9 protein-coding genes and 2 pseudogenes are annotated in these 12,041 nt (G+C 57.6%); 6 read left to right on the forward strand and 5 right to left on the reverse strand.

Going from position 1 to position 12,041, the window contains the following annotated elements; translation table 11 throughout:
- The first annotated feature begins 27 nt into the window (after positions 1 to 27).
- Both gap and RY075_RS13710 read left to right on the forward strand, forming a co-directional pair.
- Positions 28 to 1,038 carry a type I glyceraldehyde-3-phosphate dehydrogenase gene (gene gap / locus RY075_RS13705; RefSeq protein ID WP_045332133.1) on the forward strand — a complete coding sequence of 337 codons (1,011 nt, stop codon included), beginning with the start codon at positions 28 to 30 and terminating at the stop codon, positions 1,036 to 1,038.
- 213 nt (positions 1,039 to 1,251) lie between these two features.
- Positions 1,252 to 2,934: an alpha,alpha-trehalase gene (locus RY075_RS13710; RefSeq protein WP_045337528.1), complete on the forward strand. Its 1,683-nt coding sequence runs from the start codon at positions 1,252 to 1,254 to the stop codon at positions 2,932 to 2,934.
- 85 nt (positions 2,935 to 3,019) lie between these two features.
- On the opposite strand, the gene RY075_RS13715 is transcribed toward RY075_RS13710, so the two are convergent.
- Positions 3,020 to 5,122 carry a TonB-dependent siderophore receptor gene (locus RY075_RS13715; protein WP_023324852.1) on the reverse strand — a complete coding sequence of 701 codons (2,103 nt, stop codon included), beginning with the start codon at positions 5,120 to 5,122 and terminating at the stop codon, positions 3,020 to 3,022.
- Between the two features lie 160 nt (positions 5,123 to 5,282).
- Here RY075_RS13715 and RY075_RS13720 point away from each other — a divergent pair, with 160 nt between their 5' ends.
- A complete protein-coding gene (locus RY075_RS13720) occupies positions 5,283 to 6,014 on the forward strand; it encodes a flagellar brake protein (RefSeq protein WP_023314318.1) in 732 nt (243 codons plus the stop codon).
- 37 nt (positions 6,015 to 6,051) lie between these two features.
- On the opposite strand, the gene emtA is transcribed toward RY075_RS13720, so the two are convergent.
- Positions 6,052 to 6,663 carry a membrane-bound lytic murein transglycosylase EmtA gene (gene emtA / locus RY075_RS13725; RefSeq protein WP_017384310.1) on the reverse strand — a complete coding sequence of 204 codons (612 nt, stop codon included), beginning with the start codon at positions 6,661 to 6,663 and terminating at the stop codon, positions 6,052 to 6,054.
- 107 nt (positions 6,664 to 6,770) lie between these two features.
- Here emtA and ldcA point away from each other — a divergent pair, with 107 nt between their 5' ends.
- The 3 genes and pseudogenes from ldcA to RY075_RS13740 all read left to right on the forward strand — a co-directional run.
- Positions 6,771 to 7,685 carry a muramoyltetrapeptide carboxypeptidase gene (gene ldcA / locus RY075_RS13730; RefSeq protein ID WP_023324854.1) on the forward strand — a complete coding sequence of 305 codons (915 nt, stop codon included), beginning with the start codon at positions 6,771 to 6,773 and terminating at the stop codon, positions 7,683 to 7,685.
- A gap of 97 nt (positions 7,686 to 7,782) precedes the next feature.
- A complete protein-coding gene (locus RY075_RS13735; protein ID WP_338627798.1) occupies positions 7,783 to 8,130 on the forward strand; it encodes a cation:proton antiporter in 348 nt (115 codons plus the stop codon).
- Between the two features lie 10 nt (positions 8,131 to 8,140).
- A pseudogene (locus tag RY075_RS13740) lies at positions 8,141 to 9,451 on the forward strand (potassium/proton antiporter); the annotation flags it as partial.
- Here RY075_RS13740 and RY075_RS13745 read toward each other — a convergent pair.
- From RY075_RS13745 to RY075_RS13755, 3 genes and pseudogenes are all read right to left on the reverse strand, one after another.
- A pseudogene (locus RY075_RS13745) lies at positions 9,404 to 9,508 on the reverse strand (hypothetical protein); the annotation flags it as partial. The pseudogenes RY075_RS13740 and RY075_RS13745 overlap by 48 nt on opposite strands.
- Positions 9,509 to 9,613: 105 nt before the next feature.
- Positions 9,614 to 10,684, reverse strand: a complete 1,071-nt coding sequence (gene dadX, locus RY075_RS13750; RefSeq protein ID WP_003859954.1) for a catabolic alanine racemase DadX — start codon at positions 10,682 to 10,684, stop codon at positions 9,614 to 9,616.
- A 9-nt stretch (positions 10,685 to 10,693) separates the two neighbouring features.
- The gene (locus RY075_RS13755; protein WP_015570317.1) at positions 10,694 to 11,992 is read right to left on the reverse strand and encodes a D-amino acid dehydrogenase; all 1,299 of its coding nucleotides are present in this window, start codon (positions 11,990 to 11,992) and stop codon (positions 10,694 to 10,696) included.
- Positions 11,993 to 12,041 lie beyond the last annotated feature (49 nt).

The raw sequence follows: 12,041 nt of genomic DNA on the forward strand, positions 1-12,041 counted from the left end.
CCAGACAATACAGATAAGGAGTGCATCATGGTTAAGGTCGGTATTAACGGTTTCGGCCGTATCGGACGTAATGTTCTTCGCGCGGCGCTGGGCAACCCGGATCTCCAGATTGTGGCCATTAACGATCTGACGGACAGTAGAACCCTCGCCCATCTGCTGAAATATGACTCTCTGCTCGGCACGCTGCCGGTGCCCGTTGAAGCGGCGGACGGCGCGCTACAGGTTGACGGGCAACGCATCACCGTGTTCAGTGAACGCGACCCGGGAAACATTGCGTGGAAAGACGCTGGCGTTGAGGTGGTAATCGAAGCGACCGGCTTCTTCACCGAACGTGAAAAAGCAGCGGTGCATATCACGAGCGGCGGCGCAAAACGCGTCATTATTTCCGCCCCGGCTAAAAATGATGATCTGACGGTGGTAATGGGCGTGAACCACACGCTGTACGATCCGGCCCAGCATTTTGTGGTCAGCAACGGGAGTTGCACCACTAATGGTCTGGCGCCAGCGGCGCAGGTGCTGCACCAGCAGTTTGGCATTGAACACGGGCTGATGAACACCACGCATGCCTACACCAACAGCCAGGCGCTGCATGACCAGCCGGAAAAAGATCTGCGCGGCGCGCGCGCGGCAGCATTATCGATTGTGCCTTATTCCAGCGGCGCGGCAAAAGCGCTCGGGAAAGTGATCCCCGAACTTGACGGTAAACTCACCGGATATTCCCTGCGCGTACCGGTTCCGGTGGTGTCGATTGTCGATCTGACGGTGACGCTGAGCCGCAACGTGACCGCCGAAGAGGTGAATGACGCGTTCCGTCAGGCCGCCGTCAGCGGGCCGCTGAAAGGCATCCTGGGCTACAGCGATGAACCGCTGGTCTCCCGTGATTATCAGGGCGACCCGCGCTCATCCATCATCGACGGGCTTTCAACGCTGGTGATCGGCGGGAATATGGTGAAGATCCTGTCGTGGTATGACAACGAATGGGGCTTCTCGAACCGTCTGGTGGATCTGGCGGTGCTTATGGATAAAAAAGGGTTGTAGGGCTTAAGCCGGGTGGCTTGAAGCTTACCCGGCCTTTCTGTGATGTGGTTAAAAATTAAGTAATCCACCCCCGGTGTTGTGAAAGCGCACCCGAATTATCTGGTTATGTGAAAAATGGGATATTCAACACGCGAAGTTAACGATATTCGTCTAAGGTTTTCAGGTAATTGACAACAGCGGTCACGCTGCTCAGTGAAGACAGGAGACGAACCGATGATAAGACCTCGCGCACGACGCCCCGCTTTTTTACCCCTTGCGTTGGCAGGCGCACTACTCGGTGTTACCGCATTTGGTTATGCTGAAGACCAGCCAACGAGCCAGCAAAGCTCACCTGATATTCTTCTTGGCCCCCTCTTTAATGACGTACAGAGCGCCAAACTGTTCCCGGATCAGAAAACCTTCGCGGATGCCGTTCCCAAAAGCGACCCGCTAATGATCCTGGCGGATTACCGGATGCAGCATACCCAGTCCGGTTTTGACCTGCGCCACTTCGTGGAGATGAACTTTATCCTGCCGAAGGAGGGTGAGAAATATGTTCCCCCTGAGGGCCAGAGCCTGCGCGAACACATAGACGATCTGTGGCCTGTTCTGACCCGCACCACCGACAAAGCGAACAAATGGGACTCCCTCCTGCCTCTGCCAAAACCCTATGTCGTGCCGGGAGGACGCTTCCGCGAAGTCTATTACTGGGACAGCTATTTCACCATGCTGGGGCTGGCCGAGAGCGGCCACTGGGATAAGATCGGCGACATGGTGGACAACTTCGCTTACGAGCTTGATACCTGGGGCCATATCCCTAACGGTAACCGCACCTACTACCTGAGCCGCTCTCAGCCGCCGTTCTTCTCGCTGATGGTGGAATTGCTGGCCACGCATGACAGCGACGCGTTAAAGAAATACCGTCCGCAGATGGAAAAAGAGTATGCCTACTGGATGGAGGGGGCTGATGGGCTCCAGCCTGGTCAGGCGAACAAACGCGTGGTGAAGCTGGATGACGGCTCGATCCTCAACCGCTACTGGGACGATCGGGACACGCCGCGCCCTGAGTCGTGGCTGGATGACGTCACCACCGCCAAAAATAACCCTAACCGTCCGGCCACCGAGATCTATCGCGATCTGCGCTCTGCCGCGGCCTCGGGCTGGGATTTCAGCTCCCGCTGGATGGACGATCCTCAGAAGCTGGATACCATCCGCACCACCAGCATCGTGCCGGTGGATCTGAATGCGCTGATGTTTAAGATGGAAAAACTGCTGGCCCGTGCCAGCCAGGAAGACGGGGATACCGCCAGCGCAAGTAAATATGACGCGCTGGCCTCCGCGCGTCAGAAAGCCATGGAGAGCCACCTGTGGAACGATAAAGAGGGCTGGTATGCGGATTACGATCTGAAAACCAGGAAGGTGCGTAATCAGCTGACTGCCGCGGCCCTCTTCCCGCTGTATGTGAAGGCCGCATCACAGGATCGCGCCGATAAAGTGGCCGCAGCCGCATCGTCGCGCCTGCTGAAACCGGGCGGTATTTCTACCACCACCATCAACAGCGGGCAGCAGTGGGATGCGCCGAACGGCTGGGCGCCGTTGCAGTGGGTAGCGGTGGAAGGGTTGCAGAACTATGGTCAGCAGAAAGTGGCGATGGACGTGACCTGGCGTTTCCTGAAAAACGTTCAGCATACCTACGATCGCGAGAAGAAACTGGTTGAGAAGTACGATGTCTCTTCGACCGGTACCGGCGGTGGCGGCGGTGAGTATCCGTTGCAGGACGGTTTCGGCTGGAGTAACGGCGTGACGCTCAGGATGCTGGACATGGTCTGCCCGAAAGAGAAGCCATGCGACACCGTACCGGAGAATCAGCCTGCGGCAAACGATGATGTTGCACCTGCGAAACAGGCGGCGCAGTAGCGCCCCTCACCCTGACCCTCTCCCCAAAGGGGCGAGGGTCAGGTTCCGTGCAATAAAGTGACCCGCTAGCGCCACCGGGCTTTTTTCAGAAGCTGTAACTCGCCCCGACCTGGAAGGTGCGGTCGCGGCCTATCCAGCAGTTGGTCGCGTCATAGCAGGTGAGCGTCTCTTTGTTGGTGACGTTCTGCGCGCTCGCTTTCAGCGTCAGCCCCTCCAGCGATGGCGCCAGTTCACCCATGCGGTAAGATGCCGCCAGATCGTACTGCGTCGTACCGCCCAGCTTGCCTGCGTCGTTGGCTGGCGAGATCTCCATCGGCCCGGTGTAGCGTGCGCCTCCCCCCAGCGTTACCCCTCTCAGCGGCGTGCTGTCGAAGGTGTAATCGCCCCACAGATTAAAGGCGTTCTCAGGGACCTGCGTCGGTCGTTTGCCCTGGTACTTGTCATCTTCGGTATTGATGGCGTGGGTGTAGGCATAGTTGGCAATCAGCGTCAGGTTATCCGTTGGACGACTCATAGCGGAAAGCTCCGCGCCTTTCGATTCCACTTCCCCGGTCTGGCGATAGTTGAGGAAGCCCGGATCGCTGGTCACCACATTTTTCTGACGAATGTTAAACACCGAGGCGGTGAAGGTGGTTGCGTATTCCGCCAGCAGGTATTTCACCCCACCCTCCACCTGCTTGCTGGTGGTGGGCTTAACGTCTTTCGCGGTCAGCGTGCCCTGCGGCGATACTGGGGCGAACCCTTCTGAATAGCTGATAAACGGCGAGAGTCCATTGTCGAAGGCATAAAGCGCGCCCAGTCGTTTGGTGAGGCGATCCTGCGATACCCAGGCTTTGTCACCGTTTTGCAGATAGTTAGTGGTGACGGAACGGTAGTCGTCATAGCGCAGGCTGGCCAGCACGTTCAGCCCGCCAAACGCAATCTGATCCTGGAGGTAATAGCCATTCTGCTGATAGCTGAGTCGGTTTTTCTGCGCGGTTTCAAGCCCCAGCGCATCGTTATCGATCTGCGAGTGATCCGGATGACGCATATCGATACCCGGGGTGGATGAGGCGTAACGATAATGGAAGTGAGAGTTCAGCTTCTGGTAGTCAAAGCCCGCCAGCAGATGATGTTTCCAGTCCCCCAGCGCGACGGTTCGGGTGACCTGGTTATCAATATTGAAGCTCTGCAAATCTTCATCCGTGGTATAGGCGAAGCGGTTAAGCTGGTAGACCTCGCTGCCCGTCCCGGTGGAATAGGCGCTGCGCTGGTGGGTGTCCACGTCAAAGTAGCGCGCTTTCTGGTTAAAGCCCCAGCCACTGTCAAACTCATGCTCAAAGCTGTATCCCAGCATCCACTGGCGCTGCTTAAAGCCGCTCCACTCATCCCCGGCATAGTCACGACGATCGGCGTATTTAGACCGCAGATAGCTTAGCGGCATCGGATCAGACGGCGTCAGGCTCGGCGTATTTTGCGCCAGCGCGTCAATGGTCAGGCGCGTTTTGTCATCAGGCTGCCAGGTCACGGAGGGGGCCACCAGATAGTTTTCATAGCGCGTGGTGTGCGCCTGTTCGTCACTTTCCGTCGCTTTGCCCAGCAGGCGATAGTTCCAGTCGCTGTTCGCGATCTGCCCCGTGGAGTCCAGGTATCCCTCTTTCAGATTGCGGTTTCCGGTATTAAAGCCCAGTTCCGTTTTCGCCTCTTTCTGCGGCTTTTTACTCTGAATATTGACCAGCCCGCCCGGTGAGCCGCCGCCATACAGCACGGATGACGGCCCCTTCAGGATATCGACGCTCTCAATCAGCAGCGGATCGATTCGCGCTTTGGTGTTCCCGGTGACGTTATAGGGAAGTTGCAGGCCGTTGTAGAACTCCTGATCGACGTTGAACCCGCGGATTTTGTACTCGCTCATGTAAGAGGTGCTCCCGCGCACCTCCGTGGAAACGCCCGGCGCATAGCGCAGGATCTCGTTTACCGAACTGGCGTGCCGCTGCTCAATCTCTTTAGCGGCAATGGTGTTGATCACCTGCGGCGTTTTACTTTCCGCGACGGCTGATTTCGTGGCGCTGTTGGTCCAGGCAGGAAGCGCGCTGCCCTGCTCTGTGCCTGTCACCACGATGGTGGATTCTTCTGCGAAAGCCTGTGTTTGCAATGCCAGCGTGACGGCGCCTGCCAACGCGCATAACGCAAAACGTGAAGTGCTCATAGTGTCGTCTTGTTATTAGATGGTATTGGGAATGGCAATTATTATCATTTCCATTAGCAAATCAATATCGGCGGAGAAAAACAGATCGTTTGTATTAAGTTTCATGCCCGCGTGCCGATAACCCAGAGACAGTCTGTCATCTATCGAGGAGCCATCTGGCGTGAGTAGCTACAGTGAGCAGTTCCTGAAACAAAATCCGCTGGCTGTATTAGGGGTGTTACGCGACCTGAAAAAAGGCGAGGTGCCGCTGCGCATCAACTGGTCAACCAGCCAGTTTATCAGCAAGATCCTGGACGTGACGGCAGAGCACCTGATCGTCGATCTGGGTAGCCAGAGCGATGAAAACCGTGCCGCGCTACAGGCAGAGAATCTCTCGGTGATGGCCGAAACGCAGGGGGCGAAAGTCGAGTTTGTGCTGCCTCGTCTGACCACGATCGCGTACCAGGGTTTGCCTGCGTTTATCGCTCCCCTGCCCGCTAACCTCTGGTTCGTGCAACGCCGGGAGTTTTTTCGCATCAGCGCTCCGCTTCACCCGGCCTATTTCTGTAAGGCAAAAATGCCGGACAAAAAAGAGATCCGCTTTCGTCTCTTCGACCTGTCGCTGGGCGGCATGGGCGCGTTAATGGATACGCCGAAGCCGGAAGGGCTGGTGGAAGGTATGCGTTTTAGTCAGATCGAGCTGGATATGGGCGGATGGGGACGCTTCTGGTTTGACGCCCAGCTGATTGCCATCAGCGAGCGCAAGGTGGTGGACGGCAAAAACGAAACCATTACCACGCCGCGACTGAGCTTTCGCTTTCTGAATGTCGGGCCAGGCGCCGAGCGCGAACTACAGCGCATCATTTTTTCACTGGAGCGTGAAGCGCGGGAACGCGCGAATAAAGTGCGCTGAAAGGCGTCGGGCAGCGTGCTGCCGCCCGACAAAGGCGTTACATAGCGTCCATCGCTTTCTGGACTTTCCAGATATAACGTGGAGCCTGTGCTGACGGATGATTCTTCACAACGTGCTCGAAGAATTCATCTTTATCCATATCGTTAATCTCTTCTATCGCCTCTTTGCGATCGGATGAGAAGGTTCGGAGCAGCGCGCCGGCTCCGTTAACGTACGACACCACCAGTGCATATTGCATCACTTCCGGATCGTCAATCCCCTTCAGAATGCCATGCTCGAGAATGCTCAGGTAAGCGGTTCCCATAGAGATATTACGCTCCGGGTTTTTCAGCTCGCTGGTGGATGGCTGTCCCTTCCAGCCCATGTAGCGATAGACCTCTCTTCCCGCCGTCGAGGCTTTTAACTGCATCAGCCCCACCGCATTCGATTTACTCACCAGCGTCGGGTTGCCGCCGGACTCCACGGCAATGATCGCCGTGATCAGACGCGGGCTCACGCCCCAGGCCTTCCCGGCTTGTTCGCTGATCGGCATCCACTGCATGGCCCGCTTTACCGGCACTTCAGGGTTCCAGGGGGGATTTTGATAATCATGTTTTGAACTACAGCCAGCGAGCAGCACAATCAAAAAAGCAAACCATCTCAATTTCACGTCATCTATCCTTATAGCCGGTCATCGCGGTACGTCGCCCCTTGAAGCAGGCGGCGTATAAGCGGCATGATATAGACAATTAGATTCTCATTCAGCAAGGAATTGCCATGCCTCAGTTTCATCTCATCGCACCGTCAGGCTACTGCATCAATCAGGAGGCGGCACAGCGGGGCGTTCAACGCCTGCTGGAAATGGGCCATCAGGTAGAAAATCAGACAATTATCCCCCGCCGCATGCAGCGTTTTGCCGGTACGGAGGCGCAGAGACTGAGCGATATCAACAGCCTGGCGACGCTGGAAGGTGAAAACACCATTGTGCTGGCCGTGCGCGGCGGCTATGGCGCAAGCCGGCTGCTGGAGAGCATCGACTGGGCCGGGCTGGCCGCGCGCCAGCAGCAGGATCCGCTGTTAATCTGCGGACACAGCGATTTCACGGCGATCCAGCTCGGCCTGCTGGCGTTGCATAACGTCATTACCTTTAGCGGCCCGATGCTGGCCGGTAACTTTGGCGCGCCGGAGCTGGATGCGTTTACGCAGGACCATTTCTGGCGCGCCCTGCAAAACCCGACGTTCACCATCGAGTGGCAAGGCAATGGACCGCACTGGGAATGTGAAGGACAGCTGTGGGGCGGCAACCTCGCGATGCTGGTGTCGCTAATTGGTACGCCGTGGCTGCCGCAGATCACGGATGGCATACTGGTGCTGGAAGATATCAATGAACACCCGTTCCGTGTCGAACGCATGCTGTTGCAGCTGTATCACGCCGGGATCCTGGATCGGCAGTCGGCCATTGTGCTGGGCAGTTTTAGCGGTTCAGCCCCCAACGATTACGATGCAGGCTATTCCCTGGAAACGATGATTGATTTCATTCGTTCCCGCCTGGATATCCCGGTGATCGCCGGCCTGGATTTCGGCCATGAGCAGCAAACCGTTACGCTGCCGCTGGGTGCCCGGGCGCACCTTGTACACGATAATTCAGGCAGTCGGTTAACAATCAGCGGTCATCCGGTCTTAAAGGCATAAAAAAGCCGTTATTCCCCCTCAATAAAACGCTGTTACCGTTGTTAATATGTTAGGGTTTTAATAACAGCGTTCACATTGAGGTGGGAGTAAGACGACATTGGGTGCCACAGCGATAATCAGTCTTTTCATTCTGGGTTCCATCCTGGTAACCTTCAGCATTTTATTAAGTTCATTTTCATCGCGCCTTGGCATACCTATTCTTGTCATTTTCCTGGCTATCGGCATGCTGGCGGGAGTCGACGGAATCGGCGGTATCCCCTTCGATAATTACCCTTTCGCCTATATGGTGAGTAACCTCGCGCTGGCGGTCATCCTGCTGGACGGCGGTATGCGCACCCAGGCAAGTTCGTTCCGCGTGGCCTTAGGCCCGGCGCTGTCTCTGGCGACCGTCGGGGTGCTGATCACCTCTGGCCTGACCGGTATGATGGCGGCCTGGCTGTTTTAACCTCGATATTATGGAAGGCCTGCTGATTGGCGCGATTGTCGGCTCGACCGATGCGGCAGCGGTTTTCTCGCTGCTCGGCGGCAAGGGGCTGAACGAACGCGTTGGCTCCACGCTGGAGATTGAATCCGGCAGTAACGATCCGATGGCGGTGTTCCTGACCATCACTCTGATTGAGATGATCCAGCAGCACGAAACCGGCCTGAGCTGGATGTTCGCCTGGCACATCCTCCAGCAGTTTGGCCTGGGGATTATCATTGGTCTCGGCGGCGGTTACCTGTTACAGCAGACGATCAACCGTATTACGCTGCCTTCCGGCCTTTACCCGCTGCTGGCCCTGAGCGGCGGGATCCTGATCTTTGCCGTCACCACCGCGCTGGACGGCAGCGGTATTCTGGCGGTTTACCTTTGCGGTTTCCTGTTGGGCAACCGACCGATTCGCAACCGTCACGCCATTTTGCAGAACTTCGACGGTCTGGCCTGGCTGGCGCAGATTGCCATGTTCCTGGTGCTGGGCCTGCTGGTGACGCCGTCGGACCTGCTGCCTATCGCCGTACCGGCGCTGCTTTTGTCGGCCTGGATGATCTTCTTCGCCCGTCCGCTGTCGGTGTTTGCCGGGCTGCTACCGTTCCGCGGGTTTAACCTGCGTGAGCGGATATTTATCAGTTGGGTGGGTCTGCGCGGCGCGGTGCCGATTATTCTGGCAGTGTTCCCGATGATGGCCGGGCTGGACAACGCCCGCCTGTTCTTTAACGTCGCCTTCTTCGTGGTGCTGGTGTCGCTGCTGTTCCAGGGGACGTCGCTGGGCTGGGCGGCGAAAAAAGCCAAAGTGGTGGTACCGCCCATTGGCTGGCCGGTCTCCCGCGTGGGGCTAGATATTCACCCTGAGAATCCCTGGGAACAGTTTGTCTACCAGCTAAGCTCCGATAAGTGGTGCGTGGGCGCGTCCCTGCGCGATCTGCATATGCCCGCTGAAACGCGCATTGCCGCCCTGTTCCGGGATAACGCCCTGCTTCACCCGACCGGCAGCACGCGGCTGCGTGAGAACGATATTCTCTGCGTGATTGGCCGCGAGCGCGACCTGCCTGCCCTCGGCAAGCTGTTCAGCCAGTCGCCCCCGGTGGCGCTGGATCAGCGTTTCTTCGGCGATTTTATCCTCGAAGCCAGCGCCCGCTTTGCGGATGTGGCGCTGATTTATGGCCTGGAAGGTGGACTGGAGAATCGCGATAACCAGCAAACACTGGGTGAAATTATTCAGCAATTATTAGGGGCTGCGCCGGTCGTCGGTGACCAGGTGGAGTTTGCCGGGATGGTCTGGACGGTAGCCGAGAAAGAAGATAATGCGGTGCGCAAAGTCGGCGTAAGGCCGATGGAGGAAGAGGCGGAGTAGCTGCTTTTTTGCCGGGTGGCGATAACGCTTACCCGACCTACTTTCGGGCTTTTGTAGGCCGGGTAAGGCGAAGCCGCCACCCGGCACATACACAAGTTACACCGTCACAACAGGCACTCTGGGTGCCAGCGCGCACATCAGCTCATACCCAACGGTGCCCGCCGCAGCGGCCACATCATCAATTTTAACTTCGTTGCCCCACAGCTCAACCGGTGACCCGATCCCCGCCTGGGGACACGGCGTTAAATCAATGGCCAGCATGTCCATTGAGACGGTGCCTACCGTGCCGGTGCGCACGCCATCGACCCACACCGGCGTGCCGCTCGGGGCGATGCGCGGATAACCATCTGCATAGCCCCCCGCCACGATACCGATACGCTGTTCGCCCGCTGCCCGATAACGGCTGCCATAGCCCACCGTATCGCCCGCTTTTAACGTCTGCACGCCGATAATCTCGCTTCGTAACGTCATCACCGGCTTCAGGCCGCTGTTGGCGATATCCTGCCACTGACCTGAGGGTGACGCGCCGTACAGAACGATCCCCGGACGCACCCAGTTGTAGTGCGCTTCAGGATGCCAGAGCGTTGCCGCTGAGTTCGACAGCGAACGTGGACAGTCCAGCCCTTCTGCCGCCTGCTCAATGCGGACCATGGCATCGGCAATTCCGTCCGGCTTTTCCGCATCGGCGAAATGCGCCATCAGCGTCATCTCACCGACGTTTTTCAGCGCACGAAGCTGCTGCCAGACCGTGTGCACCCGTTCAGGCTGAAAGCCCAGACGGTTCATCCCGCTGTTCACTTTGAGATAGATATCCAGCGGGGCATGCAGCTTCGCGTCCTGAATCGCCTTGATCTGCCAGTTACTATGAACGCTGGTCGTCAGGCGGTACTTATCCAGCAGAGGCAGATCCTGCGCATGGAAGAATCCTTCCAGCAGCAGGATCGGTCCTTTCCAGCCGCGCTCGCGCAGCAGGATGGCCTCTTCCAGATTCAGCAGGGCAAAACCATCGGTGGCGCCGAGCGCACTCCAGATACGGTCGATACCATGACCGTAGGCGTTGGCTTTCACCACCGACCAGACACGAGAACCCGGCGCAGCACGGCGAACAATTTGCAGGTTATCCTTCAGCGCCTGCAAATCCAGCTGGGCCAGAATAGGACGGGACATTGCGACTCCTTAATTATGCGCGCCGTGCAGGTGTTGTGGACGCGATGGGGTAAACCCTGATTGATAGCGTGCGGCGCTCAAATCGTCAAACGGAATTGCCGGCGTCCGCCCGGAGATCAGGTCGCTCAGCAGCTGGCCCGAACCGCAGGCCATGGTCCAGCCAAGCGTGCCGTGGCCGGTGTTGGTCCACAGATTTTTGTATGGCGTACGGCCCACAATCGGCGTGCCGTCCGGGGTCATTGGGCGCAGGCCGGTCCAGAACGTCGCCTGCTCAATGAAGCCGCCGCGCGGGAAGAGATCGCCCACGACCATCTCCAGCGTTTCACGACGCGGTTTAAGCAGCTCAGTATTAAAGCCCACGATTTCCGCCATGCCGCCGACGCGGATCCGGTTATCGAAGCGGGTGATGGCGATTTTGTAGGTTTCATCAAGGATGGTCGAGACCGGCGCACCGCTGTCCTCTTTCACAGGAATGGTCAGGGAGTAGCCTTTCAGCGGATAGACCGGGATATCCAGGATCCCTTTCAGCATCGCGGTTGAGTAGGAGCCAAACGCCATCACGTAGGCATCGGCTTTGATTACCTCTTCCCCACACTTCACGCCGTAAATCTTCTCCCCTTCCGACAGCAGTTTGTCGACAGAAGTATTGAAGCGGAATTTCACCCCGGCCTGCTCACACATGCGCGCCAGACGCTGGGTGAAAAGCTGGCAGTCGCCGGTTTCATCGTTCGGTAAACGCAGACCGCCCGTCAGCTTGTGCGCGACCTCGGCAAGCGCTGGCTCCACCTGCGCCAGCTGGCTGGCTTCCAGCAGCTGATACGGTACGCCTGCATCTTCAAGCACGGCGATATCGCGGGTCGCGTTTTCGTACTGTTGCGCGGTACGGAACAGCTGAAGCGTGCCGCCCTGGCGTCCTTCATATTCAATGCCCGTTGAGGCACGCAGCGCCTTCAGGCAGTCGCGGCTGTATTCCGCCAGACGCACCATGCGCCCTTTGTTTTCCATATAGTGGCGGGTGTCGCAGTTGCGCAGCATCTGCCACATCCACTTAAGCTGGAACTGCGTGCCGTCGAGGCTGATCGCCAGCGGCGCATGTCGCTGAAACATCCATTTGATCGCCTTCAGCGGAACGCCCGGGGCCGCCCACGGCGCAGCGTAGCCCGGGGAGATTTGCCCCGCATTCGCCGCACTGGTTTCCAGCGCCGGACCGGATTCGCGATCGATAACGGTAACCTCATGTCCCGCCTGACTTAAATACCAGGCGCTGGTTACGCCAACGACACCACTTCCCAGTATGACAACACGCATAGCCACTCCATTATGAGCAAAAGAACAATCATCTAATTACAGATTGATA

The organism is Enterobacter sp. JJBC, assembly GCF_036936505.1.
Classification (GTDB): Bacteria; Pseudomonadota; Gammaproteobacteria; order Enterobacterales; family Enterobacteriaceae; genus Enterobacter; species Enterobacter hormaechei_C.